Consider the following 26,963-nt stretch of genomic DNA (forward strand, 5'->3'; position numbering starts at 1 on the left):
ACCGTACAATACTGACAAACACCCCGCCTAATATCGGTATGTGTTGTCTAGTATAGCGACTCCCCTTGATGGTAGCATATCACGAACTTATACCGCCAACGATGATCAATATACATGTCTATACAAAACTCATTACCTAATTATCAATCATTTGATGAAATTTTGCACCAACAGTCCGTTGCACTGACAGCCGCAGAAATGCATGGCTTGATCAGTGGCCTGCTATGTGGTGGAAACCATGATAATAGTTGGCAGACATTGGTGCATGATCTTGCTAATGATGGCCTGGCATTTTCTCAAGTTCTGGCTCTGCCGCTCCGGGAATTGTACGAAACGACTTTTGAATCGCTGGATGACAGCAATTTTGTGTTTAAGTTACTGCTTCCTGATGAAGAGGCGGGTATTTTTGAGTGTGCAGATGCGTTGGCAGGATGGGTTAACCATTTTCTATTGGGATTAGGCGTGGCGAATCCAAAATTGACAGAAAAACCAGAAATTAAAGAAATTGTCACCGATTTACGTAACATAGGTATGTTGGGGTATGACGAAAGCGAAGATCAGGAAGAACTCTCTCAGGCCCTTGAGGAAGTATTGGAATATGTTCGTGTTGCAGTCCAACTTTGCTACATCGCTTTAGTAACACCAAAAACCGCTAGTGCAAAAAACAATGAAAAGCCAACGCTGCACTGATTGGCGATAAACTCACTAATAATAATGAAATCGCAGGAGAGGGTATGACTAAACAAGAATATTTATCCCGTCGTCAGGCATTATTGTCAAAAATGGCACCGGCCAGTGCGGCCATTATTTTTGCTGCCCCGCCTGCGACACGCAATGCAGATAGCGAATATCCTTATCGTCAGCACAGTGATTTCCTTTATCTGACAGGGTTCAGTGAGCCGGAATCGGTTTTGATCTTGATCAAAAGCGATGAAACTCATAATCATAGCGTATTGTTTAACCGCATACGTGATTTGACGGCTGAAATCTGGTTTGGCCGTCGTCTTGGGCAAGAAGCTGCCCTGGAAAAATTTGGGGTGGATCGCGCCTTGCCGTTCGATGACCTCAATGAGCAACTTTATTTGTTGCTGAATGGCTTGGAAGTGATTTATCACGCTCAAGGAGAGTTTGAATACGCTGATAACATTGTATTCAGCGCATTGGATAAATTACGTAGCAATAGTCGCCGTAATCTTAAAGCGCCCTCTACCATGGTGGATTGGCGCCCGTGGTTGCATGAAATGCGTCTGTTTAAGTCAGAAGCTGAACTGGAAATCATGCGTAAAGCGGGAGAAATCAGTGCACAGGCGCATACCCGAGCCATGCAGAACTGCCATCCTGATATGTTTGAATATCAGCTCGAAGCCGAGATCCACCATGAATTTACCCGTCATGGGGCGCGTTATCCCGCGTATAACACGATTATTGGTGCGGGAGAAAATTCCTGTATTCTGCATTACACTGAAAATGAACGTCGAATGAAAGACGGTGATTTAGTGTTGATCGATGCAGGATGTGAATACGATGGGTATGCTGGCGATATTACGCGGACATTCCCGGTTAATGGCAAGTTTACACGCCCTCAACGTGAAATTTATGACATTGTACTCGAATCCATCAACGTATCCCTTGAACTGTACAGACCGGGCACCAGCATCCGCGAAGTCACGGAGCAAGTGATTCGCATCATGGTTGACGGGTTAGTGAAATTAGGAATTATGCATGGCGATGTTGAACAATTGATCGAGACTAATGCTTATCGTCAATTTTTCATGCATGGTCTAAGTCATTGGTTGGGATTGGACGTACACGATGTGGGTCACTATGGTGTTGATCGTGATCGCATTCTGGAGCCAGGTATGGTGCTGACCGTAGAGCCAGGGCTTTACATAGCACCTGATGCGGACGTTCCGCTGGAATATCGTGGTATCGGTATCCGCATTGAAGATGACATTGTAATTACCGAAGTTGGGAACGAAAACCTGACCGAGTCGGTTGTGAAAGATCCAGATGAGATAGAAGCGTTGATGGCGCAGGCAAGACAGGATTAAAATTAAAGTAATCAGGAAGTAATAATGAACGTGATTATTGTGGGCGGTGGAATGACGGGAGCCACATTGGCACTGGCTATTTCTTCGCTGAGTCGGGGGCAGGTGCAAGTCTCCTTGATTGAAGCTGCTATGCCAATGCTGGAACATCCGGGTTTTGATGCAAGGGCAATTGCCTTGGCTTATGGTACTTGCCAGCGTCTGAACCAAATAGGCGTTTGGCCTGCGTTGAAACATTGTGTTACGCCAATAACTCACGTTCATGTCAGCGACCGAGGTCAGAGCGGTTTTGTTAACATTCGTGCTGATGATTATGATATTCCTGCATTGGGTAATGTCATTGAATTACATGATGCCGGTATTCATCTGTTTGATTTATTAAAACAGACATCGAATGTCAAACTCTATTGTCCGGCTAAAGTGGATTCTGTCGAGCGCGTGGAAACTTCCGTGATTGTGACGCTGAATAATGGCGAAACGCTGACAGGAGACTTGTTAGTTGCCGCAGATGGCAGCCACTCTGTTATAGCGCAAGCGTGCAATATTCCCTATCAGCGGCAATCTTATGGTCAGGTGGCCATCATCGCCAATATTCTGACTTCAGAACGCCCTCAAGGAAGAGCGTTCGAGCGTTTCACTCAACATGGCCCTTTAGCATTATTGCCCATGTCTGAAGGTCGCAGTTCGCTAGTGTGGTGTCATCCATTGGAAAAACAGTCGGAAATCAACGATTGGAGCCATGAGGAATTTCTCCGGCATCTACAAAACGTATTTGGTTGGCGTTTAGGCAAGATGTTGGAAACCGGTCAGCGACACAGTTATCCATTGGTTTTATCGACAGCCGATAAGCAAATCAGCCACCGTTTAGCGTTGGTCGGCAATGCGTCCCAGACTTTGCACCCCATTGCGGGGCAAGGTTTTAACTTAGGGATGCGTGATGTTATGGCGCTGGCACAGGTCATTTCAGAAGCGGCGGTATCAGGTCAGGATATTGGTTCCTATAACGTACTGTCAAAATATCAGCAGCAGCGTCAGGCAGATCGCGAGACGACAATTGGTATTACGGATGGATTGGTCAGGTTATTCGCTAACGACTACTTGCCGTTAAGAATTGGGCGTAATCTTGGCTTAATGACGATGGAAATATTACCGCCGATGCGGGATCGATTTGCCCGCCAGACATTGGGTTGGGTTGCCCAGTCACCATTGGCCGATTAAGAGGAAAGAAAAAATGCAATCATTTGATGTGGTGATCGCAGGGGGCGGTATGGTTGGCCTTGCGCTGGCCTGTGGTTTGCAAGGTAGCGGTTTGCGCATCGCGATTGTAGAAGAACATCCACCAACAAAGACATTCGATGGCAGTGATGAACATGCGTTGCGTGTTTCGGCTATCAACGCAGCCAGTGAGCGTTTACTAACCCACCTTGGTGTCTGGCAAGATATTATTGCGATGAGAGCCAGTCCTTATAAGGGCATGGAAGTTTGGGATCAGGATAGTTTCGGTCGTATTCAATTTAATGCGACGGAAAATGGTTTAACCCATCTTGGGCATATTATCGAGAATCATGTGATCCGCCAGGCACTTTGGCAACGTTCGGAAAGTTTGCCAGATGTCACGATTTATACACCGTCTTCGCTCAAGAATGTTGCTTGGGGAGAAAACGAAGCCTTTATTACTTTATCTGATGGGCAAATGCTGACTTCCCGGTTAGTCGTAGGTGCAGACGGCGCTCATTCTTGGCTACGCCAACATGCCGATATTCCATTAACTTTCTGGGATTATGAGCACCATGCGTTAGTCGCGACTATTCGAACTGAAGAACCTCATCATGGTGTTGCACGTCAGGTTTTTCATGGTGATGGAATATTGGCCTTCTTACCACTATCAGATCCTCATTTGTGCTCGATTGTTTGGTCATTGCCGGCCGAAGCCGCTCAAAAACGCAAGGCTATGGAACCTGTGTTTTTTAACCGGCAGTTAGGCGTAGCATTTGACATGCGGCTTGGTCAATGTGAACTGGTTAGTGATCGGCAGACTATTCCATTGATGGGGCGTTATGCCCGCAATTTTGCTGCGCATCGGTTAGCACTATTGGGAGATGCGGCACATACCATCCATCCTTTGGCGGGGCAGGGAGTCAATTTAGGATTGATGGATGTGGCAGAGCTGATTGGTGAGCTAATTCGCCTGAATCGACAGGGAAAAGACATAGGTCAGTATCTCTATTTGGGGCGTTATGAACGCCGCCGTAAACACAGTGCTGCGGTCATGTTGGCAGGAATGCAGGGGTTCCGTCAGTTATTTGATGGTAATCACCCAGCCAAAAAATTATTACGTGATGTTGGATTAGCACTGGCTGATCACTTACCGGGAATAAAGCCGCAATTGCTTCGCCACGCAATGGGGCTGAATGATCTTCCTGACTGGCTTACTTCACAAACTTCTTCAGTTGAAAAAATCTAATTCATTCTCTGGTTTAGAATTAGTTTCTCTCATATTAGGCTAAGGTGCGTTCAGTTGATTTGTTTCACACTTTAGTCATTTTCTAATCAAAAAAGAATGTTTTCTGCGGATTATTACTGGTTTTTGAGTGTATTAGCACAACAAATTAGATAAAAATTCTGCATGATAGTGAACGATTTCTCAGGTTATCACCGGAATGCAGCTAATTTATTTTATGGTTCATTTTCACTTTCAGTGATAACTTCTGATTCTAAGGTATCGTTTGCGTAATTAACCGCTTCTTTGCTTCATGATCCAACATCTGTCGGTTAATACGTCGTATGTTTTTTCAGATCACGAATGTTTTCATGTCAAGAATGGAAAGAGGGAAATTAATGTCAAAGCACACCCCACTATATGATCAACATTTGGCATGCGGAGCACGCATGGTAGATTTTCATGGCTGGATGATGCCTCTGAACTATGGTTCACAAATCGACGAGCACCATACAGTACGTACTGATGCTGGTATGTTCGACGTTTCTCACATGACAATTGTGGATTTACACGGTACGGGTTGCCGTGATTTTCTTCGTTACCTTCTGGCAAATGACATCGCCAAATTGACCGAGCAGGGCAAAGCACTTTATACCGGCATGCTGAATGCTTCCGGTGGTGTTATTGATGACCTGATTGTCTATTTTTTCACAAATAACTTCTATCGCATGGTTGTTAACTCGGCAACCCGTGAGAAAGATTTAGCATGGATTAATCAACATGCTGAGCACCATGACGTTGAAATTACTGTGCGTGATGATTTGGCACTGATTGCTGTTCAGGGGCCAAATGCAACTACCAAAGTTCAATTCCTGTTAAGTGATGAACAAAAACAGTCTGTCGCCAACATGAAACCTTTCTTCGGTGTCCAGTCGGGAAATCTATTCATTGCGACCACCGGCTATACTGGTGAAGCTGGTTATGAAATTGCGCTACCAAAAGAACAGGCTGCGGATTTTTGGCAGCAGTTATTGGCTGCCGGTGTGAAACCCGCTGGATTAGGTGCGCGTGACACATTGCGCCTTGAAGCAGGTATGAACCTTTATAGTCAGGAAATGGACGAAACTATTTCACCTCTGGCGGCTAATATGGGATGGACGATTGCCTGGAAACCGGAAGAGCGTCAATTCATTGGCCGTGAAGCATTGGAAAGACAGCGTGAAATAGGCACAGAACAATTGGTCGGATTGGTGATGCGTGAAAAAGGGGTACTACGTAGTGGCTTAACCGTCAATTTCACTGATGACGCCGGCACAATGCATTCCGGTGTTATTACTAGTGGCACATTCTCCCCAACCTTAGGGTTCAGCATAGCGCTTGCACGTGTACCACAAGGTATTGGTGAACAGGCGGTTGTCCAGATCCGTAATCGAGAAATGCCGGTTCAGGTTGTTAAACCGGGTTTTGTACGGATGGGTAAACCACTCGTAGAGTGATTTTTGGTCATAATGTTTTGATTGTTGTAATGTTTTAATTAATCATTAAAAAACAAGGAGATGACAACGATGAGTCATGTACCAACAGAATTAAAATATACTGAATCACACGAATGGGTTCGTTCGGAAGGAAATGGTGAATACACAGTCGGTATTACCGAGCATGCCCAGCAACTATTGGGTGATATGGTATTCGTTGATTTGCCTGAAGTCGGTACCACTGTAAACAATGGTGATGATTGTGCAGTTGTAGAATCAGTCAAAGCGGCTTCTGATATTTATGCCCCCATGAGTGGTAAAGTCATCGCTGTAAACCCTGACTTGGAAGGCTCACCCGAATTAGTGAACAAAGAGCCTTATAACGAAGGTTGGTTGTTCCGCATCAAAATTACTGATGAGAGTGAACTCGATAATCTGCTTGATGCTGAAAGTTATCGGTCACTCTTGGAAGAAGAAGAGTAATTATTCTTTACCGCCCCATATCACATTGTGAATGGGGCGTTTTTTTGTAAGCCGTTTTTAGCCCATAGATTTCAAATGACAGGCAACCCTGCTGCGATTTGAAAGGTGAAGGTATAGCTAGTTTCAGGAAATTATCATCAATGACTCAGACACTAATCCAACTTGAAAATCAAGGTGAATTCATTCGTCGCCACATTGGTTCTTCTGCTGAACAGCAAACAGAGATGCTGGTGACAGTTGGCGCAAATTCTCTTGACGATCTGACAAATAAAATCGTTCCCCGTGATATCGCATTATCAGAGCCGCCGGCGATTGGTGAAGGCGCGACAGAACAACAAGCTTTGGCTGAATTAAAAACAATCGCGAGCCAGAACCAACGTTATCAATCTTATATTGGTATGGGGTACGCGCCATCGATACTCCCGCCTGTTATTCTGCGTAATCTGCTGGAAAATCCGGGCTGGTATACAGCATATACCCCTTACCAGCCAGAAGTATCTCAAGGCCGGCTTGAAGCATTGCTGAATTTCCAGCAAGTCACGATTGACCTGACGGGTTTAGACCTTGCTTCTGCTTCTTTATTGGATGAAGCGACCGCAGCATCGGAAGCCATGGCAATGGCAAAACGGATCAGCAAACTGAAAGGCGCTAAACGTTTCTTTGTAGCAGACGACATTCATCCACAAGTGTTGGATGTTGTTCGTACCCGTGCTGAAACATTTGGATTTGAAGTCATTGTTGATAAAGCAGAAAAAGTGCTGGAACTGGGGGATGTCTTTGGGGTCCTGTTACAACAAGTTGGGACAACGGGCGAAGTTCACGATTACGGTGATCTGATCGCGCAACTGAAAGAACGAAAAATCATTGTGAGTGTTGCTGCGGATTTCATGGCACTAGTCATGCTGACAGCACCGGGCAAACAAGGGGCTGACATTGTATTTGGTTCGGCACAGCGTTTTGGTGTACCGATGGGATACGGTGGCCCTCACGCTGCTTTCTTTGCCTGCCGTGATGAATTCAAACGTTCCATGCCAGGCCGTATTATTGGTGTTTCCCGTGATGCTGCGGGTAACAGAGCGCTGCGCATGGCAATGCAAACCCGCGAGCAGCATATCCGCCGTGAAAAAGCGAACTCTAATATCTGTACTTCTCAGGTTTTGCTGGCGAATATCGCGGGAATGTATGCGGTTTATCACGGAGCAGAAGGCTTGAAGCGGATTGCTGACCGAATTCATCGTCTGACAAACATTCTGGCGACCGGCTTGCGAAAAGCCGGTGTCACATTACGTCATAAAACATGGTTTGATACGCTGACTGTTGAAGTTGCGGATAAAGCGCAGGTACTGGCAAGAGCAGATAAAGCGCAAATCAACCTGCGTACCGATATTCTTGGTGCGGTTGGGGTGACATTGCATGAAAAAACCAGCCGTGATGATCTGGTAACACTATTCCAAGTCCTGACAGGATCTGATGCTGTGTTGGATATCGATGTCCTCGATCACGAAATGTCGACGGGCAGTCAGTCTATACCCGCCTCTATGCTACGTAATGATAAAATCCTGACACACGACAACTTCCGCCGTTATCACAGCGAAACCGACATGATGCGTTACATGCACAGTCTGGAGCGTAGAGATCTGGCTTTGAATCAGGCGATGATTCCTCTGGGGTCGTGTACTATGAAACTGAATGCAGCGGCAGAAATCACGCCGATCACATGGCCTGAATTTACCGACATGCATCCTTTCTGCCCGCCAGAGCAGGCCCAAGGTTATTATCAGATGATCGGCCAGCTTTCTCACTGGTTGGTACTGTTGACCGGATATGATGCGTTTTGTATGCAGCCTAATTCCGGAGCACAAGGTGAATACGCGGGCCTTTTGGCGATCCGCCGCTATTACGCCAGCCGTGGTGAACAACATCGCCATATTTGCTTGATCCCAAGCTCAGCTCACGGTACGAACCCAGCTTCTGCGCATATGGCGGGTATGACCGTTATTGTTGTGGATTGTGACAGAGAGGGCAATATCGATCTGGCTGATTTGCGTGAAAAAGCGGAAACACACCGCGAAGAACTCGCTTGTATCATGGTGACGTATCCATCTACACACGGTGTTTATGAAGAAACCATTCGTGAAATTTGCGAAATTATTCACCAAAATGGCGGTCAGGTTTATCTGGATGGTGCAAACATGAACGCCCAAGTAGGTATTACCACCCCGGGCTTCATTGGCGCAGATGTTTCACATCTTAACCTGCATAAAACCTTCTGTATTCCGCATGGTGGTGGTGGCCCGGGCATGGGGCCGATTGGTGTGAAAAAACACCTTGCACCATTTGTACCGGGGCATTCGGTAGTTGAAATGGACGAAATCACCACATTGGGCGCGGTATCTGCGGCACCATTCGGCAGTGCTTCCATTTTGCCGATTAGCTGGATGTATATCCGCATGATGGGTGCAAAAGGGCTGAAACAAGCCAGCCAAGTTGCGATCTTGAATGCAAACTACATCGCTGCTCGTCTGAAAGGAGCGTATGAGATCCTTTATACCGGATGTGATGGCTACGTTGCTCACGAATGTATTTTGGACATTCGCCCACTGAAAGAAGAATTTGGTATCAGTGAAATGGACATCGCCAAGCGTTTGATTGACTATGGTTTCCACGCACCAACCATGTCATTCCCTGTTGCGGGCACCTTAATGGTGGAACCAACGGAATCAGAAAGCAAAGTCGAAATTGATCGTTTTATTGATGCAATGCTAGCCATTCGGGAAGAAATCAACAAAGTGGCAAGAGGAGAGTGGCCTTTGGAAGACAACCCATTGGTTAATGCTCCACACGTTCAGGCCGAACTGGTTTCTGACTGGGATCATGCATACAGTCGTGAAGTCGCTGTCTTCCCAACAGTAGAAACCCAAGCCAACAAATACTGGCCGGCGGTTAAACGTCTGGACGATGTTTATGGTGATCGCAATTTACATTGCTCTTGTGCACCAATTGAGGACTATCGTTAATTACGATTTGTTTTTAATTCGTCACTGTAAAACTCCCCGCCTATTTGGCGGGGATATCAAAAAATAGGTTCTTACAGCCTATTAACTACTTCTTCAGGGCACTGGATAGGCGCTGCATAGCCGCTTCGATTTCATAAGCAGCCAAAGACGAATAACCTAATATCCAACCTTGTTTTTTGTCCTCGCCGAAGTACAACCGGCTAAGCCCTGGGAGTTGTATTCCCAACATAGCGGCTTGTCGGATGTTTTTTTCCTCTGACCATTCATCTGCTAATAAGCAGGGTATTTGCAGCCCACCTTCCGGCCGCAGTGCAGTTACAACACCACCTAAATATTTGCCAATGGTTTTCAACATACTTTCCCTAGCGGGGCTTGCTCTACTCGGAACGATTGGCGGCAGTCTCGTCAGCGCAATGGCCGATATAAAAGGCCGAGAAGCCGCGTTGATTACCTTTCTCGCTTCCGCTGCCAACATTCAGTTATTGGGTATTGGTGGTGCATTCTGGGGATTATTGATTGGTCTTATGGCTTATATTGTACTTAATGGCCGTTTACTTCGCTGTAAATCAATTTCCGATAAGGTGAGTAAAAATTAGCTGATTGATGGGAATAAGCACTAACAATATCGGAAAATCAATTTCAGCAGTGTTGATAAAATATCAACATTGCTTTTTTATACGTTATTCTTTTTTATTTTTGATAACTCATTTTGGTAATAAATCAACTAGTTAAATAAAAAAAATAAAAAACAAACACCAAAACCATAAATAAACAATCAATTTAATTTCCATAACGAAAATAAATTATGATTTAATCATGAGTAAAAGCATTGTGATATTCCCTAATGAAAAAATAACACCTTTCTATATTAATAGGATTGAAAATGTTTACTGTTATGACCGAAGCGTTTTTCCAGTGATGGGCTCGAAAGCAATGTTATTATTGCATTAGTCATAGGCTTGCTCACTGGGTGAATTTATACGTAGACAGCAGAAGTTACCCGTACCGTTGATGGATATTTCCCTGTTCCGTAATGGCGTTTTTGCCGGTTCAATTATAGTGAATTTATTGAGCTTAGGGCTATTGGTCGGTTTTGTCTTTTTTGCCACCCAGTTTTTGCAAATTGTACTCGATATGGAACCACTGTCAGCCAGCCTTGCATTAGTGCTGGGGCAAATCATGGCAATGGTTGTTGGAATGGCGATAGTGCCTGTTGCTCAGAGAGTATCAGCACATTGGCTGATGCCAAGTTTACTCACTTTGGCGGACTTGGCGTTTTTCTTGATTGCTTGGCATCTTCTTAAAGGCTCACAAAAAACGTGAATGGTTGAATGTGGTTCATGGCCTGTGTCTGATTAAAGCAATAATTGATTGAAGTGGTGATTGATTAAATATTATATTTTGATGATGAAAATTGAAGCTGTCAGATTTTTGCTGTTTTCAGATAAACATTCAACCAAGTCTGACAGCTTATTTTTCGGATGAAGAGAGAATTACTTCAACCAGCCTTTTTCTTTCGCTGCTTCCAATTGCGGCAGCAGATGTTTCCATAGTTCAGGATAACTTTCGGAAACGAAATGGAGCAGATTGTAGACTTGCTCGAAGCGAATACCATTTTCAACCCAACTTTGGCCTTGGTTATGCAGATTCATAAATACCGGCATAATTCTGTCGAGGGTTTTGGCAAAACGCGCTTCAGGAGTAACAGCATCTTCATATTCGTGCCAAAGTTTCAGGAAGTAATCTCTCTGAGCTTTTGGCAGTAGGCCAAAAATACGGTTAGCTGCTTGCACTTCTTGTTCTTGAATGGCTTCACGGGCAGTCAAATCGAACGCAATAACATCACCAGCATCGATTTCAACAATGTCATGAATCAAAGCCATCTGAATAACTCGGTTGATATCCACATCACTGGCATAAGGGGCGAAACCGATAACGGCGATAGCAAAATGCCAGCTATGTTCAGCGGAGTTTTCGTAGCGCGTATTGTTCAGTATCTTCGTCTTGCGGTGGACATATTTTAATTTATCCAGCTCCATGATAAACGCAATGACATCGGTAAAAGGGCCGAAGTCAACAGGGGGGACAGTTAATGACATACAAAGCCTCAATAATTATTTTTCTTCATCTAATGAATAAGGTAATGCTTGAATGGTGAGAGCATGGCCTTCATCTTCGCGGATACGGAATACACTGTCTGCTTCCATATCATTATTCATGACAACTTGTACCCAAACAGCGTTATCAGCCAGTTTGACAGCTGTCAGTACTGAACCTGTCCGGCGCCACTTATCGCCCAATTGCCATTCCAAATCATCACCAGCGGCAGGTAAAGAAGAGGCACTACCCGCCAGCCAGTACATCGCGCGTTTATTTGCCCCACGGTATTTAGCGCGAGCCACCATTTCTTGACCGGTGTAACACCCTTTCTTGAAGCAGATGCTGTCATTGAGAGCCTGAAGATTTGTCGCTTGTGGAATAAATTGAGCACTACTAGCTATATCAATCACAGGAAATCCCGCTTCAATTTCTAAAGCCAGCCATTGTTGACTATCATTCAGTTGCGATTGAAACTTTTCGACTAACATTTCGGTTAACTGGGCGGCAGTTGTTTTATCTACGACTAACAAGAAACGTTCTGCTGGGAGAGATAAGTGGAGAAGTGTTGCTGTTTGGTGTTGGATAACAGGAGATTCGGCATCGGGCAGGTCAGGAAAGAACGTTGTCAGTGCTTCCCGACTTCCTGTTCCTGCTAAACCGAGCAGAACATTTTCTTCATCTTTGACAAAAGTCACCTTGGAAAACACGGCATATTTTTTCAATTCAGCTAATTGTGTGTCTAGCACCGAAAGACGTTCAATATAGGCAAAACTTTCACCACGCTGAAACAGCCGAAAATTACTCCACATTTTTCCTTTGGCATCACAATGTGCAGTTAACACATGTTGGTTTTCATTCAGAGAGATAATGTCGGCTGTAACCTGACCTTGCAGGTACTTCTCCGTGTCAGCTCCAGTGGCAGTCACCATTCCCCAATCATTCAGGGAAATTAAAGTTAGTGGGAGCGTTTCGGAAGAAGATGGAGATTGTGCAGAAAACGGAATTTGGTAAGTCATAGCAGCTCCTGCCAGTAAACTATCTGAGAAATAGGGCTAATGGTAAAAGAGAAGCAGCTTAATGCAAAGGAGTTATTCCCGTTATTTATAGGGAAACCGTTCGTTGTTGCGATGCGCTTCGCATCTTGTCTATATATCCAGTGATTCGATCACCATAGATGATGAAAAACAGGTCGTAATCGTTGATAATCCAGCTTAATGAAAAATGATAAAGAGGCTGTTTAAACATGGATATTGATAATAAAGCGCGTATTCACTGGGCATGTCGTCGTGGAATGCGTGAATTGGATATTTCTATTATGCCATTTTTTGAGTATGAATATGATTCATTGAATGATGAAGACAAACGGATTTTTGTTCGTTTGTTGGAGTGTCCGGATCCTGATCTTTTCAATTGGCTCATGAATCATGGGCGTCCTGAAGATGATGAGCTTTTTCACATGGTGCAATTAATCCAGAGCAGAAACCAAGCCCGTGGCCCTGTGGCACAGTGAGTTAAAAATATCCCGCCATGCCCTCCTGTTTTCCACGGTCATACATAGCGGAGTCGTTGTGGCGGTTTTATTAGCGCCTTGGCCTGCCAATGTTTTTTATTTCTGGCTTCCGTTGCTCGCCATCATTATGGCGAGTTGGGTACGAAGCCAGAACAATATCCGCGAGTGTCAGGGAAGGTTGGTGTTATTCAAGGGCAATAAAGTGCACTGGCAACAAGCAGCATGGAAAATGACTCAACCGCCGTGGTTCAGCCGCTATGGGATAATCGTTGTACTCCATGCTTTTGGTCGGAAAGAAAATTCACACCACCAGCCACCAATTAAGTTATGGGTGGCATCAGATAGTATGTCACCGGAATTATGGCGTTATTTTAATCATGTTATGCGCCAATATCCTGATATATAGACTTAATGGGTATCAAATTTCAGTGTGATGATAGCAGTACGATAGTGGCAGTACGATGCTGAAAGAACGCAATCCCAAAGGCATAGCTAACAATGTCACTTTAACTATGCTTCTGGGCTTCTGGGGAGAATGAGCAGTGCAGCCAACAAATAATAGACAACAAATCTAAAACAGCGCTTCCATCTCAGCTAAGATCTGCATACACCATTCACTTAAACGATCATCCGTTTGATCGAACTGGTGCACATCATCCAACGCTAATCCGACAAATTGTTTACCATCTTCAGATAGTGGTTTGGGGCTGGTAAATTCATAACCTTCTGTTGGCCAGAAACCAATAAACTGTACACCTGTTGGCAATAAATGGTGATATAGCATTCCCAAAGCATCTAAAAACCACTCGCTGTAATCGACCTGATCACCCATGCCATACATGGCAATGATTTTTCCTGCCAGATCTAACGACGGAAGCTGATCCCAAATAGCCAGCCAATCTTCCTGCAATTCCCCGAAATCCCAAGTGGGAATCCCGAGGATCAGGACAGAATACTCTTCCATCAATTTTGGATCACAATCTTTGACATTATGTAGGTCGATCAGATCTTCACCGAGTATATCGCGTATTTTTTCTGCTACCATTTCTGTATAACAGGTACTGGAGCCGTAAAAGAGACCAATTTTCATCATTATTTATCAAAGGATTTCGAATATCAGGAACCGTATTGTAACAGAATAATCGCTTTTTCAGGCATAATAGCCAATAGGAAGAAGGCACCGATACAAAGGAGGGCTTGTGCCAAAAAAACACAACCGATCAGAAAACCATTCATCGGAACAGAGTTCATCGGAACACTATTCATCGAAAAATAACTCACTGGCACTGGAGCAACATCCATCGGCAAGTCCCTTGATAGAGCAGTTTCTGGATACCATCTGGCTAGAAAAAGATTTGGCTGAAAATACCCTTGCCTCTTACCGACTTGATTTACAAGCGTTGAACAACTGGCTGGTAAATTATGGTTATGATTTACTCTCTGTACAGTCTATTGAATTACAATCATTTTTGGCTGAGCGGGTGGATGGCGGTTATAAAGCCAGTAGTTCAGCCCGATTACTCAGTGCAATGCGGAGGTTGTTTCAGTATCTTTATCGTGAAAAAATGCGAAGTGATGATCCAACAGCGTTATTATCTGCGCCTAAATTGCCTAAACGTTTGCCCAAGGATTTAAGCGAAAAACAAGTTGAGAATTTGCTTAGTGCTCCTTTGACTGAACAACCCATTGAACTGCGCGATAAAGCGATGCTTGAAGTGCTTTATGCTTGTGGGCTACGGGTTTCAGAGCTGGTTGGCTTAACATTATCGGATGTGAGTTTGCGTCAAGGAGTTGTTAGGGTCATTGGTAAGGGAAATAAGGAAAGATTGGTTCCTTTAGGAGAAGAGGCGGTTTACTGGCTGGAAAAGTATTTGGAGTATGGGCGCTCGTGGTTATTGCATGGCGCTGTATCTGATGTATTTTTCCCCAGTAAGCGGGGAACGCAGATGACACGTCAGACTTTCTGGCATCGGATCAAGCATTATGCAGTATTGGCTGAAATTGATGCTGAACTTTTGTCACCCCATGTGCTGCGTCATGCGTTCGCGACACATTTACTGAATCATGGCGCAGACTTACGTGTTGTACAGATGTTATTGGGTCACAGTGACCTCTCTACAACTCAAATTTACACTCATGTAGCAACCGAGCGTCTTAAGGTTCTGCATCAACAACATCATCCTCGTGGCTGACCACAAAGGGAGATGAGAATAAAAGGAACAAAAAATGAAAAAGATTGCGTTTTGCCTTTCCTTGTTATTGAGTGCTCTTATTGGTAATGCCTTTGCTGATGAAAGTGCAATTAATCAATCATTGTCAAAAGTAGGTATAAAAGCGGAAGCTATTCACCCATCACCGGTTTCTGGTTTTAGCACTATCTTAACCGACCACGGAACTATTTATATATCCGATGATGGTAAATATCTGTTACAGGGTGTGCTTTATGATATCAGCGGTAATGTGCCAAAGAAGGTCAGTAATCAGGCTCTGGTTAAGAAATTGGATGCTATGAAAGACCAGATGATTATTTACAAAGCACCCAAAGAGAAACACGTTGTTACTGTTTTCACCGATATTACCTGTGGCTATTGCCATAAGCTGCATGAAAACATGCAACAATATCACGATCTAGGTATTACTGTCCGTTATCTGGCATTTCCTCGCCATGGTATGGAACAGAAACCAGCTAAAGAGATGCAATCTATTTGGTGTAGCGCAACACCTGTTAAGACCCTGAACGCCGCGTTTAAAGGTGAAAGTATTTCTCCAATTAAGAATTGTAAAATTGATATCGCAAAACATTATCAGTTAGGCTTGCAATTTGGTGTTCAAGGTACACCGGCGATAGTTACTCAGAATGGCAATGTGATTGGTGGTTATTTGTCACCGAAAGATTTATTGGCTGAGTTGGATAAGCTTGGTGGGTAACCGATAATGAGTCAAATTCAGTGAATAAAAACAAGTGAATAGAGAAACACAACTCCGTCGTCGATCGGCGGCGGACCCTAGCCATCTTCCCAACGATATTCACCCATTATTGCGGCGTTTATACGCTATGCGTGGTATACGTCATGCCGATGAACTGGAGCGCGGGTTAAAGGGAATGCTCAATTACCAAGCTCTTAGTGGTATTGAACAGGCTGTTTCCTTGCTGATAACTGCATTGCATGAACATTGGCGTATCGTAATTGTCGGTGATTTCGATGCCGATGGGGCAACCAGTACTGCATTGAGTATCCGAGCTTTGCGCGCAATGGGATATCACAATCTTGATTATCTTGTCCCAAACCGTTTTGAAGATGGCTATGGATTAAGCGTTCAAGTTGTTGATGAAGTAGTCAAAAAAGGCGCTGATCTGATTATCACCGTGGATAATGGAATCTCATCTCATGATGGTGTAATAGCGGCACATCAACAGGGCATTAAGGTGATCGTCACCGATCATCATTTGCCCGGTGAAACATTGCCGGCTGCAGAAGCTATCATCAATCCCAATTTGATTGACTGTACTTTCCTCTCTAAGGCTTTGGCTGGAGTAGGTGTTGCATTTTATCTGATGTCCGCACTCAGAGCAGAATTACGCAAACTGGCATGGTTTGAGCAACAAGGCATTCCATTGCCTAATTTAGCTGAATTGCTGGATCTAGTGGCATTGGGTACTGTGGCTGATGTGGTTCCCCTCGATACCAATAACCGGATTCTGGTTTATCAAGGATTAAATCGCATTCGGGCAGGGTGTTGCTGTGCGGGGATACGAGCATTGCTCGAAATTTCCAAACGGGAATCCACAAAACTGACTGCCAGTGATTTGGGTTTTTCATTGGGGCCAAGATTAAATGCTGCCGGACGACTGGATGATATGTCGGTTGGGGTAGCATTATTACTGACAGATGATATGGTGCAAGCCCGCCAGATTGCTTGTGACTTGGATAGCTTGAATCAAACTCGCCGGGAAATCGAGCAGGGTATGCAGCAAGAAGCCTTGTTGATTTGCGATAAAATTGAGCGAACCCATACCCATCTGCCTTACGGTTTGGCAATTTACCATCCCGAATGGCATCAGGGAGTCGTCGGCATTTTGGCTTCACGCATTAAAGAGCGTTTTTATCGTCCAGTCATCGCCTTTGCACCTGTCGGTGATGGAACATTAAAGGGGTCGGGGCGTTCTGTAAATGGACTTCATATGCGTGATGCACTTGAACGCCTTGATACCTTATATCCGGGATTAATGCTGAAATTTGGTGGTCATGCGATGGCGGCAGGGTTGTCGATTGAGCAAGACAAGTTTGAATTATTTCAGCGTTACTTTTCCGAGCTGGTGACCGAATGGTTGGATATTAGCCAACTCGAAGGTGTCGTCTTGAGCGATGGCGAATTGTCATTAGGGGAATTATCGCTGGAAATCGCCGAAATTCTGCGTGATGGCGGTCCGTGGGGGCAGGCGTTTGCCGAGCCAGTTTTTGATGGCAGATTCAAGCTGCTACAACAGAAAATTGTTGGAACAAATCATCTGAAAGTCATGCTTGAACCGTTAAATGGCGGGCCAATGCTTGATGGTATCGCGTTCAACATTGATATTAACCGTTGGCCGGATAATAGCATTAAAACAGTAGAATTAGCTTATAAATTGGATATTAATGAATTTCGTGGTAATCGCGATGTTCAGCTTTTGATCCAACATATTTGGCCCCATTGATTAGACCCAATGGATTACAATATGTAGCGCTTATGTCTTGGGAACGAATCTCCATAAGTGCTATAAACCCTTTGGCAGATCCGTTACAATGCGCGGTTCGAAAATATCTACGCGACCATCATTTATTTAAAATCACAACGTATAAGACACGAAATATGTTTGAAATTAATCCGGTAAAAAACCACATTCAGGACCTGTCTGAGCGGACAGCAGTTCTGAGGGGGTATCTTTGACTATGATGCCAAGAAAGAACGCTTAGAAGAAGTCAATGCTGAATTAGAGCAGCCTGATGTCTGGAATGAACCGGAACGAGCACAGGCATTAGGGAAAGAACGTTCATCACTGGAAAGCATCGTAAAAACCATTGATCAGCTCGATCAGGGATTAGAAGATGTGAACGGTCTTCTGGAATTGGCTATTGAAGCTGATGATGAAGAGACCTTCAATGAAGCCGTGGCTGAATTGGAGCTGTTAGAAGAGAAACTCAGCCTACTTGAATTCCGCCGTATGTTCTCCGGCGAATATGACAGTGCAAACTGCTATCTGGATCTTCAGGCGGGTTCCGGTGGTACAGAAGCGCAGGATTGGGCCAGCATGTTAATGCGCATGTATCTGCGCTGGGCTGAATCCAAAGGCTTTAAGACTGAAATTATTGAAGAATCTGATGGTGATGTCGCTGGTCTGAAATCGGCGACTATCAAGATCATTGGTGAATATGCTTACGGTTGGTTGCGTACAGAAACGGGCGTTCATCGCTTGGTACGTAAAAGCCCATTTGACTCCGGTGGCCGTCGCCATACATCATTCAGTTCTGCTTTTATTTACCCAGAAGTGGATGATGATATTGATATCGAAATCAATCCGGCTGATTTACGTATCGATGTATACCGCGCTTCCGGTGCGGGTGGTCAGCACGTTAACAAAACTGAATCTGCTGTACGTATCACCCACGTACCGACTGGCATTGTGACCCAGTGTCAGAATGACCGTTCTCAGCATAAAAACAAAGACCAGGCGATGAAACAGTTGAAAGCAAAACTGTACGAACTGGAAATGCAGAAGAAGAACGCAGATAAACAGATAATGGAAGAGAACAAATCGGATATCGGTTGGGGCAGTCAGATCCGCTCTTACGTTTTGGACGATTCCCGCATTAAAGACTTGCGTACTGGCGTAGAAACCCGCAACACGCAATCTGTGCTGGATGGTGATTTGGACAAATTCATTGAAGCAAGCTTAAAAGCTGGCCTATGAGGAACTAAAATGTCACAACAACAGCAGGGAGCTGAACAGGCTCCTGACTTAAATAATGAACTGAAAACCCGCCGTGAAAAATTGTCTGCCCTGCGCAGCAATGGCATTGCTTTTCCAAATGATTTTCGTCGCGAAAATATTTCCGAAGATCTACACGCGAAATACGATGACAAGACGAAGGAAGAATTGGAAGAGCTGGGCATCGAAGTGGCCGTTGCTGGCCGCATGATGACACGTCGCATCATGGGCAAGGCATCTTTTGCAACTCTGCAAGACATGGGCGGCCGCATTCAGATCTACGTATCCCGTGATGATCTGCCGGAAGGCATTTACAACACGCAGTTCAAGAAATGGGATTTGGGTGACATTTTAGGTGCTCGTGGTAAGTTGTTTAAAACGCAAACGGGTGAGCTTTCCATTCACTGTACTGAACTGCGTTTACTGACTAAAGCATTGCGTCCATTGCCGGATAAATTCCACGGCTTGGCAGATCAGGAAACTCGCTATCGTCAGCGTTATCTGGATCTGATCGCGAATGATGAATCACGCAAAACATTCCTGATCCGTTCTCGTGTCATGTCTGCATTGCGTAACTTCATGATTAAAAAAGATTTCATGGAAGTTGAAACACCTATGATGCAGGCGATTCCTGGTGGCGCCAGCGCACGTCCATTCATCACGCACCACAATGCGCTGGATATTGACATGTATTTGCGCATTGCTCCAGAGCTTTATCTGAAACGTCTGGTAGTGGGTGGTTTTGAGCGTGTTTTCGAGATCAACCGCAACTTCCGTAACGAAGGCGTATCTCCGCGTCATAACCCAGAGTTCACCATGATGGAACTCTATATGGCTTACGCGGATTACCAAGATCTGATCGTCCTGACAGAAGAACTGTTCCGCACTTTGACTCAAGAAGTGTTGGGTACAACACGGGTTCAATACGGTGAGCAAGAATTCGATTTCGGTCAGCCTTTCACCAAAATGACCATGAAAGAGGCGATCTGCAAGTATCGTCCAGAAACCAATATCGCGGATCTGGACGATATGGACAAAGCGGTTGTTATCGCTAAATCCTTGGGAGTTGACGTTGAAAAAGGTTGGGGCTTGGGTCGCGTTCAATGTGAAATCTTTGAAGAAACCGCAGAAAGTCACCTGATTCAGCCGACATTCATTACAGAATATCCGGCAGAAGTTTCTCCGTTGGCTCGTCGTAACGATGACAATCCATTTATCACTGATCGTTTTGAATTCTTCATCGGTGGCCGCGAAATTGGTAACGGCTTCTCGGAGCTGAACGACGCAGAAGATCAGGCAGAACGTTTCGCTGAGCAGGTTCGCCAGAAAGACGAAGGTGACGACGAAGCGATGTTCTACGATGATGATTACGTCACTGCGCTGGAGCACGGCTTGCCGCCAACAGCGGGCTTAGGGATTGGTATCGACCGTATGGTAATGTTGTTCACTAACAGCCATACCATTCGTGACGTTATCTTGTTCCCAGCAATGCGTCCGAACAAATAATCATTTTTTTATTAAAGCAGTTAAACGCTCTGTCAGGTCAGCCGGGCAGGGCGTTTTTTATGTTTACGATTTGCAAGGATGTAATAAGAAGAAAGTAGGAAATGCGGTAACCACTCTAATGCTTTTTCCGTTAAGTTGCAGTCAACGACTAACACACTGGCATGTTGAATTAGGGCCTTAGATTGAGATAATAACGAAGGCGTTAGTTTTTCCAGAATATTCATATCATTAATGGCTATCATACACTTGCCATTTTCATCGATAATCGAATTGCAAATTGATGTTTTTTCTTCATCCAATTTATGGAGATACTTGACATTGATACCTGTTAATTTTGTTTGCTCAAATAATTTTTTTCCATTTTGATCATCACCGACAACTGAAATTAAGTAACTTTCATTTTTTAATAAAGCAATATTTTGTGCGATATTTCTCCCGACACTGCCTGGTGTCGAAATAATTTTCCCTTAGTTGGAACTTTATAATCTAATTTGGCATAAGCATAGCTTGTTAAATCTATATTCGCTGCACCAACAGTGACAGCGTGAACATTATTAGCTAAGATATACCCTTTACCTTTAATATAGCCTTTTTTACTGAGATTCATAATATGTCCAGCAACACATGTTCGGCTAATCCCTAGGATATCAGCAAGTTCTTGCTGTTGAATGAAAGGATCGCGTTTTAGAAGTTGCAATATCTGACTTTCCCTCTTTGACATATCATATTCTTGGCTATTTTTTACATTAATGTTTTATTTCATGTCCGACAGACAGTAAAGGTTATTTTCATTCTTAGTTCTAATTATGAGATTATGATCGTAAGTTTTATAAAACAGATGGACTATGCAAAAAATGTGACTAAGAGCCTAGCCTAGTAATCCATTAGTTTTGTTATTGATTATTTCATAACTAAAAAATACCACACTATTACCCTAATATATTTAAAGTGGCAGCCAATAGTGCTACAACTTTAAAAGATGGAATATCCAGCCTAACATCATTATAATGATGTGATGAATATAATAAATTACCTGAAAGTAGTTACACTAGAGGCAGGTAAATATCCGTTACAGCCTCTACTTCTGGCACCAATGGAAATAATTTCACACGTTCAAAAAATAATGGGAAATCACGAATTTCTTGATTGTTTTCCGGTAGCCAATTTGTGTACAGATAATTGACTATAGCATTTATTTCATCGTCTGAACCGATGTGTCGTACATAAGCACATTTTCCCGCTGGAATGATTTTTGGGGTCATTTTAGGGTGTTGGACTTCAAAGTTTGGAGAAACTTCCACACATAAGTCAAATTGATATTCATCTGGTTCAACTTTAGCAGGGTCGGCATAAACGAGATTAAACGTTCTGTATTGCTCAGGTGACAGTTTATTATTTACTCGCCATTCCTTAAATGCCCTAATTGTATTTCCGATGTTTGATGGTGCTCCTTTATGCTCCATAACTGCCACTGAGGTTTCTGGAAAATTAACAATTCCTACTTTCTGACTGGATAATTTCTCACTCATAGTTTTCGTCCTAATATCATTTATGATTTGATGTCGGCTATACCAGATAGACCAATCAGGTTTTTTTCTGAACTCACTAGGGCTTTGACCAACTGCACTTTTGAATGCTCTGGAGAATGCTTCTGGGCTTTCATAACCACACGTAAGAGCAATATCTATAATTGAAGTATCTCTATACGCCAGAGTATAAATAGCTTTCTTCAATCGGAGCTGCCTAATATATGCAGTAACGCCGATACCATAATTTGCGGAAAATAGTCTGTGAAAGTGATACTTAGAATAAGCAGCAACACGACTCAAACTTTCTCCATCCATATGGAGATCGATATTTTCATCAATATAGTGAAGCAGTGCATTTAATCGTTTTTTAATCATCGTCATAATGTCCAATCTATCTGGTGAACGGTATGCTATATAACCTTGAGTGGCAGTACATGATGATAATTGCTGACTTATACCTATCGTCTTTCAAGTTATAGCTTTGCTCGTGACTCTCACTCTCCCTAGTCACGTAGTAATAAACATAGAGTGATCTATGTTCCCGGGGATACGCTCCCAAGACATAAGCGCTGCATCTTAATCCATTGGATATAGAGCTTAATGAGATCTTCATCTTTCGAATGTTTGATATATTCAGAGCAATGCTTTTGCCCCCATTCGATAAATGTGCTCACAACCTACTATTCCGCCAAATTCTGCTCGGACTATCATTCCTTCAATAAACGTCATAAGCATTTCTGTTTTGATTTCAGCATCGTTATGGTTAGCCGGGAAAATTGAAGCTAAAAGTGATTTTAGCCATGTCTTATGTTGCTGAGCTTGTTGGACAATAATTTCATCATGGCCTTTAAACTCGGCCAGAGCATGCATAAACAGGCATCCTTTAAAGTCAGGGGATTGGAACCATGAAAAATGCCAATCAAGGATCGCATTCAGCTTATTCTCTGCCCCCTCCGTGGTGTTTACTGCACGACTTAACTCTTCTTGAAACCGTTTATGCCGCCTGATTAATAAGCTTTCAATGAGTTTATTTTTTGAGCCAAAATACCGATACATTGAGGTTTTTGACACATTTGCCTTATCCCGAATCAAATCGACCCCAACTGTGTTGTAACCGAATTCATTAAACAGTAATTCTGCAATATCTAAGATGTGTTCTTTTTTACTCATGATTATTTTTCTTATTTTTCAAATTATTATGTTTTATGACTTTGTTTTTGCGAATCAGTAGTTGTTTTTTAGTGTACAGATCTGTACCATTTGTGGTGTGACAGATCTGTACACGTGAAGTATCACATCTATTGAGTCATATTGCACAGAAATTATTTGGAGAGCGGAGCATGAGTACATTGAAAGGCGGAGGCGGTTTACCACCAAAACCGGAGTTTGTTCAATTAATTAAAGGCCTGTCTGGGGGCTTTTTGGGGATCTTGGTCTTGAGCTATTTAAGCCAAATGACGGAATATCCGTGGCTAATGGCACCTTTTGGGGCAACTTGTGTCATTCTTTTCGCAGCCCCGACTTCTCCTCTTGCCCAACCAAGAAATATTATTGGTGGACATTTATTGAGTGCATTTGTAGGGTTGATTACATTATACACACTGGGGGATTCGTTAATTGCCATGTCTTTGGCGGTGGGAATAGCTATTATGCTGATGCAATTATTTCGAATTGTACATCCACCAGCAGGAGCCAACCCATTGGTTATCTTTTTGGCCGGACAGAAAATTGTTGGTTTCGACTTTCTTTTTACCCCCAGTATTAACTGGCAGCTTGGCGCTTATTGCGATTGCATATTTTATTAATAATGTGGGAAAAGAAAGTCGTTGGCCAATATATTGGCATGGATTTACCAGAAAAAAGGATGGTTGATCTTTATTAAAGTGTTTCTATAGCATAATTAAAAATTATTTTTCTTGTAATTTATTTTTGATCATTGTTTTTTCTCTATCATGTTATGGAGTAAAATATGGTGTAAAATTTACTAAGGGTCGTGGAAAAAAAACGCAATTTATTGTCCACCAATAATTCATCATATTTCGTAACTAGTTCACATACAACTCATTCAGATACAAAAGATCACGACACACCAAGTTGTCATAGAAATGATAGTAGCGACGATTGTTCATTTTCCGATAGAGGTGATGATGGCGATTAATGAGCCACTCAGTGCCGATATGTTTATCCTGGTATGAGTGTACAAAGCGGCCATTTTATCAGCCGCTTTTCTATATCTGATTTTATAAAAAATCAATTATTCAAATTCATCTATTTCAGGTATATCTTGTTGGCTCTGAGTATAAAAATGAGTGTTTATATCTACTTTTCTAATATTTTCAAGGGAAACCTCTCCACCTAAATAAATAGCAGGTTCAAAACAAAATATTTCATTATCATTTAGTGATTCATGAATTTCTATAGCTTTATCGAACACTCCATTTGTATATGCACTATTTTCTAAAGAAAAGAAACCCATATCTTCAAAAAATAAACGAATATCATAATCTAATTCCGATTTGTCTTTTTTAAAGAAACAGCATTTTTCACGAAGAATAGTATTATAGTCACTTGTTATTGATGTATTTATTCCGGTCTCTTCCCCATAAAGTAAAAGATCACCCAGCCCACTGACAGCAATAACATGATAGGTATCTTTTGGCTCAAATTGAGCACGTTCCATCAATAGTTGCATTATGTCTGCATAATCATTGGGGTTTACAATACGGAATAATCCATTTTTATAGCTCGCCCATCCCTCAACTTCCCAGTAGAGAAGAAGCCTGTCAGGTAATATTCCACGCCATTTTTCTATTTCTTCATCAGGAACTGATTTATATTGAGTGGCTTCTCCCATTTCTTTAATAAAGGCTTCAAAGTGTATATCTAGCATCATTTTTTCCTATTGTGACTGTATTTGTATTGTCCATTGACTATTTTTGTGTTGAGGAAGCTTTACTGGTTTCTTCCTGAGTTTTTTCATATAGCATTTTTAACCTATAATTAGCTTTTTCTATTCTGTCTTTATCTTCACTTTTTTGTGCTATTTCAAATTTTTTCTTCACCCGAAGTTGTGCTTTTTGATGGTTTCCTAATTAAAATTCAAATATTTTCAATTGAAAAAACGTGATGTTAAGATATAATATGAGATTATATTTAAGTATAATATTAAAAAATAGTTATGGTAATAAATTGGTAAGGTGATAATTAATAGACTTATATTAATTTCAATCTAAATATATATTTTACGACAAAAAATAGAGCTTTTCGATAATAATAGTGGACAAAAAATATGAAGTTTGTTGTATGTGTTATGCCTCAATAATAATTCAATTCTGAATTAGATAGGTAATAAAGAAGCAGGTCCATTTTATTGAGCCTGCTTACACCCTATCAAGCAAAACAAATTTCTGCCCAGCGCGCCAAACCGGTAGTGACTGAACCAAAGTAATTACCACCAACCAGAGGAATACCGGGTAATTCTTGTTTCACTGCCTGACGAAGAATAGGCGAACTTGCTGATCCCCCCGTCATAAAAATCACATCGGGATTAATGCCTCCCTGAGTCACGGCTTCGCTAACCAAATTAGCCATTTTAGTTTTAGTCGAATCAATGGCAGCAACCATCTGATCATATTCGATATTAACCTCAATAACTTCTGATAATAAATTTAATTGAACGAGATATTCGGATTGTCCTGAAAGCGCAATTTTGGCTTCTTCAGCACTACGCACCAAACTGTATCCTAGAGTGTCTTGATATACCTTTAATAGTCGGGCTATTTTCTCTGGCTCTTGAGCGTCTCTATGTAACGATTTTAATATCGCCAAATTCTGGCGAGAGTAGAATTCTTTTTGAGCTTGTATATTATTGATGGCGATTGGGTTCCAAAATTGGGTAAGTGGCATATCGATACCTGAAGCCACTTTGCTTCCCAAACCAAAAGGGTGCATCAATTGTTTAAAGGTTAGATTAATATCGAGGTCATTCCCACCGATACGCTGACCGCTGTGAGCCAGTAAGCTATCACTGCGTTCGGATTTTCCTCTCCAGCCTGGCCCCATTTGAATGAGGGAGCAGTCTGTCGTTCCACCGCCAATATCAACAACCAGAACGGTCTTATTTGCTGCCAATGTAGCTTCGTATTCCAAACCTGCTGCTACTGGCTCAAATTGGAACTCAATATTGCGAAATCCTGCTCGCTTTGCAGCATCAAGCAGAATTGTCTCTGCTTGTTGGTTAGATTTGTCACCACCACGCCCATGAAAATTTATCGGACGGCCGATCACGACATCTTCAACAGTTTGTTGTTTATTATTTTCTACCTGGTGTTTAATATTCGCCATCATGGCACAAACCAGATCTTCAAAAAAACTGATTTGGGTATCTCTTAATCCCATTGCACCAAGGAAAGACTTCGGTGATTTTACGTAATAAACATCTTGAGGGTTTTCTAAATATCGAGACAATGCTTCTTGCCCAAATACGATATCATCTGGTACAAGTTCAATACCTTCTTCACGGTTTACAGCAATCGCACTACGAAGCAGTTGTTCCCCCGATTGATTGCCTGGACTAATATTCCTATGACGAAATAAGTGTTCAGAAACTGATTCCCGGGTCGGTGCAGCCAAAGTCGAAGGTATATAGTAGTTATCATTCTCGATAGCAATCAGTTGTGGCGTATTTCCGCTCATCTCTGCTACCGCGCAATTTGATGTGCCATAGTCAAAACCGATGAACATAGGTTTTCTCATTCTCAAGCGTGGAAAATTTAAAAAGGGCACTGATGCTATCGTAAATGGGTGTTGAATGCGAGCTGAACTTAAGGTAGGAAAATTAACGGAAAAGCGCCGTTAATTGATTTTTTAATTCATATAAACAATATC

Annotated in this window: 25 protein-coding genes and 1 pseudogene; 17 read left to right on the forward strand and 9 right to left on the reverse strand. The window is 42.8% G+C overall.

Annotated elements, in window-relative coordinates; all coding sequences use genetic code 11:
• The first annotated feature begins 114 nt into the window (after positions 1 to 114).
• The 7 genes from Xhom_RS12180 to gcvP all read left to right on the forward strand — a co-directional run bounded on the left by Xhom_RS12180 (position 115) and on the right by gcvP (position 9,463).
• A complete protein-coding gene (locus Xhom_RS12180; RefSeq protein ID WP_069316735.1) occupies positions 115 to 690 on the forward strand; it encodes a YecA/YgfB family protein in 576 nt (191 codons plus the stop codon).
• Positions 691 to 734: 44 nt separating this feature from the next.
• Entirely contained in the window at positions 735 to 2,051 is a 1,317-nt protein-coding gene (gene pepP, locus Xhom_RS12185; RefSeq protein ID WP_069316734.1) for a Xaa-Pro aminopeptidase, read from the forward strand.
• A 24-nt stretch (positions 2,052 to 2,075) separates the two neighbouring features.
• Positions 2,076 to 3,266: a 2-octaprenyl-6-methoxyphenyl hydroxylase gene (gene ubiH, locus Xhom_RS12190; RefSeq protein WP_069316733.1), complete on the forward strand. Its 1,191-nt coding sequence runs from the start codon at positions 2,076 to 2,078 to the stop codon at positions 3,264 to 3,266.
• A gap of 13 nt (positions 3,267 to 3,279) precedes the next feature.
• Positions 3,280 to 4,512, forward strand: coding sequence for an FAD-dependent 2-octaprenylphenol hydroxylase (ubiI, locus tag Xhom_RS12195; protein WP_069316732.1), 1,233 nt, complete (start codon positions 3,280 to 3,282; stop codon positions 4,510 to 4,512).
• A gap of 374 nt (positions 4,513 to 4,886) precedes the next feature.
• Positions 4,887 to 5,984 (forward strand): glycine cleavage system aminomethyltransferase GcvT, encoded by a 1,098-nt coding sequence (gcvT, locus tag Xhom_RS12200; RefSeq protein ID WP_069316731.1) that lies wholly within the window; start codon positions 4,887 to 4,889, stop codon positions 5,982 to 5,984.
• A 69-nt stretch (positions 5,985 to 6,053) separates the two neighbouring features.
• Positions 6,054 to 6,446, forward strand: a complete 393-nt coding sequence (gene gcvH / locus Xhom_RS12205) for a glycine cleavage system protein GcvH (RefSeq protein ID WP_069316730.1) — start codon at positions 6,054 to 6,056, stop codon at positions 6,444 to 6,446.
• Between the two features lie 140 nt (positions 6,447 to 6,586).
• Positions 6,587 to 9,463 (forward strand): aminomethyl-transferring glycine dehydrogenase, encoded by a 2,877-nt coding sequence (gene gcvP / locus Xhom_RS12210; protein ID WP_069316729.1) that lies wholly within the window; start codon positions 6,587 to 6,589, stop codon positions 9,461 to 9,463.
• Between the two features lie 85 nt (positions 9,464 to 9,548).
• Here gcvP and Xhom_RS12215 read toward each other — a convergent pair whose 3' ends face one another.
• Positions 9,549 to 9,818 carry a hypothetical protein gene (locus tag Xhom_RS12215; protein WP_069316728.1) on the reverse strand — a complete coding sequence of 90 codons (270 nt, stop codon included), beginning with the start codon at positions 9,816 to 9,818 and terminating at the stop codon, positions 9,549 to 9,551.
• Between Xhom_RS12215 and Xhom_RS12220 the strand changes: the two genes are divergently transcribed.
• The gene (locus Xhom_RS12220) at positions 9,805 to 10,059 is read left to right on the forward strand and encodes a benzoate/H(+) symporter BenE family transporter (protein WP_232326104.1); all 255 of its coding nucleotides are present in this window, start codon (positions 9,805 to 9,807) and stop codon (positions 10,057 to 10,059) included. The genes Xhom_RS12215 and Xhom_RS12220 overlap by 14 nt on opposite strands.
• Positions 10,060 to 10,471: 412 nt before the next feature.
• Entirely contained in the window at positions 10,472 to 10,786 is a 315-nt protein-coding gene (locus Xhom_RS12225) for an MFS transporter (RefSeq protein ID WP_232326103.1), read from the forward strand.
• Positions 10,787 to 10,956: 170 nt separating this feature from the next.
• Here Xhom_RS12225 and Xhom_RS12230 read toward each other — a convergent pair whose 3' ends face one another.
• Together Xhom_RS12230 and ygfZ are read right to left on the reverse strand one after the other, a co-directional pair.
• Entirely contained in the window at positions 10,957 to 11,562 is a 606-nt protein-coding gene (locus tag Xhom_RS12230) for an HD domain-containing protein (RefSeq protein WP_069316725.1), read from the reverse strand.
• A gap of 15 nt (positions 11,563 to 11,577) precedes the next feature.
• Positions 11,578 to 12,579, reverse strand: coding sequence for a tRNA-modifying protein YgfZ (gene ygfZ, locus Xhom_RS12235; RefSeq protein ID WP_069316724.1), 1,002 nt, complete (start codon positions 12,577 to 12,579; stop codon positions 11,578 to 11,580).
• A 227-nt stretch (positions 12,580 to 12,806) separates the two neighbouring features.
• Here ygfZ and sdhE point away from each other — a divergent pair, with 227 nt between their 5' ends.
• Together sdhE and Xhom_RS12245 are read left to right on the forward strand one after the other, a co-directional pair.
• Complete coding sequence (sdhE, locus tag Xhom_RS12240; RefSeq protein ID WP_069316723.1) at positions 12,807 to 13,073, forward strand: FAD assembly factor SdhE; 267 nt, start codon at positions 12,807 to 12,809, stop codon at positions 13,071 to 13,073.
• A complete protein-coding gene (locus Xhom_RS12245) occupies positions 13,054 to 13,479 on the forward strand; it encodes a protein YgfX (protein ID WP_069316722.1) in 426 nt (141 codons plus the stop codon). Before sdhE ends, Xhom_RS12245 begins: the two co-directional genes overlap by 20 nt.
• A gap of 165 nt (positions 13,480 to 13,644) precedes the next feature.
• On the opposite strand, the gene fldB is transcribed toward Xhom_RS12245, so the two are convergent.
• A complete protein-coding gene (gene fldB, locus Xhom_RS12250; RefSeq protein WP_069318476.1) occupies positions 13,645 to 14,163 on the reverse strand; it encodes a flavodoxin FldB in 519 nt (172 codons plus the stop codon).
• A 196-nt stretch (positions 14,164 to 14,359) separates the two neighbouring features.
• Between fldB and xerD the strand changes: the two genes are divergently transcribed.
• The 5 genes from xerD (at position 14,360) to lysS (ending at position 20,547) form a co-directional block, all read left to right on the forward strand.
• The gene (gene xerD / locus Xhom_RS12255) at positions 14,360 to 15,265 is read left to right on the forward strand and encodes a site-specific tyrosine recombinase XerD (RefSeq protein ID WP_069318475.1); all 906 of its coding nucleotides are present in this window, start codon (positions 14,360 to 14,362) and stop codon (positions 15,263 to 15,265) included.
• A gap of 34 nt (positions 15,266 to 15,299) precedes the next feature.
• Positions 15,300 to 16,001, forward strand: a complete 702-nt coding sequence (gene dsbC, locus Xhom_RS12260; protein ID WP_069316721.1) for a bifunctional protein-disulfide isomerase/oxidoreductase DsbC — start codon at positions 15,300 to 15,302, stop codon at positions 15,999 to 16,001.
• 34 nt (positions 16,002 to 16,035) lie between these two features.
• Positions 16,036 to 17,769: a single-stranded-DNA-specific exonuclease RecJ gene (recJ, locus tag Xhom_RS12265; protein WP_069316720.1), complete on the forward strand. Its 1,734-nt coding sequence runs from the start codon at positions 16,036 to 16,038 to the stop codon at positions 17,767 to 17,769.
• Between the two features lie 155 nt (positions 17,770 to 17,924).
• A protein-coding gene (gene prfB / locus Xhom_RS12270; protein WP_099139750.1) for a peptide chain release factor 2 occupies positions 17,925 to 19,023 on the forward strand; the annotation gives its coding sequence in 2 pieces (ribosomal slippage) (positions 17,925 to 17,999 and positions 18,001 to 19,023; 1,098 coding nt in all).
• Positions 19,024 to 19,032: 9 nt separating this feature from the next.
• Positions 19,033 to 20,547, forward strand: a complete 1,515-nt coding sequence (gene lysS, locus Xhom_RS12275; protein ID WP_069316718.1) for a lysine--tRNA ligase — start codon at positions 19,033 to 19,035, stop codon at positions 20,545 to 20,547.
• 107 nt (positions 20,548 to 20,654) lie between these two features.
• Here the strand turns inward: lysS and Xhom_RS12280 are convergent.
• The 3 genes and pseudogenes from Xhom_RS12280 to Xhom_RS12290 all read right to left on the reverse strand — a co-directional run.
• A pseudogene (locus Xhom_RS12280) lies at positions 20,655 to 21,268 on the reverse strand (PfkB family carbohydrate kinase); the annotation flags it as partial.
• A gap of 322 nt (positions 21,269 to 21,590) precedes the next feature.
• Complete coding sequence (locus Xhom_RS12285) at positions 21,591 to 22,457, reverse strand: AraC family transcriptional regulator (RefSeq protein WP_069316717.1); 867 nt, start codon at positions 22,455 to 22,457, stop codon at positions 21,591 to 21,593.
• Positions 22,458 to 22,709: 252 nt separating this feature from the next.
• The gene (locus Xhom_RS12290) at positions 22,710 to 23,246 is read right to left on the reverse strand and encodes a TetR/AcrR family transcriptional regulator (protein ID WP_069316716.1); all 537 of its coding nucleotides are present in this window, start codon (positions 23,244 to 23,246) and stop codon (positions 22,710 to 22,712) included.
• Between the two features lie 170 nt (positions 23,247 to 23,416).
• Between Xhom_RS12290 and Xhom_RS12295 the strand changes: the two genes are divergently transcribed.
• On the forward strand, positions 23,417 to 23,881 hold the full coding sequence (locus Xhom_RS12295) for an HPP family protein (RefSeq protein ID WP_232326101.1): 465 nt from the start codon (positions 23,417 to 23,419) through the stop codon (positions 23,879 to 23,881).
• 449 nt (positions 23,882 to 24,330) lie between these two features.
• Here the strand turns inward: Xhom_RS12295 and Xhom_RS12300 are convergent, their stop codons facing one another.
• Positions 24,331 to 24,969: a GAD-like domain-containing protein gene (locus tag Xhom_RS12300; protein WP_084023139.1), complete on the reverse strand. Its 639-nt coding sequence runs from the start codon at positions 24,967 to 24,969 to the stop codon at positions 24,331 to 24,333.
• Positions 24,970 to 25,466: 497 nt separating this feature from the next.
• A complete protein-coding gene (yegD, locus tag Xhom_RS12305; RefSeq protein WP_069316714.1) occupies positions 25,467 to 26,819 on the reverse strand; it encodes a molecular chaperone in 1,353 nt (450 codons plus the stop codon).
• Positions 26,820 to 26,963: the final 144 nt, after the last annotated feature.

This window comes from Xenorhabdus hominickii (assembly GCF_002632725.1).
Lineage (GTDB): Bacteria > Pseudomonadota > Gammaproteobacteria > Enterobacterales > Enterobacteriaceae > Xenorhabdus > Xenorhabdus hominickii.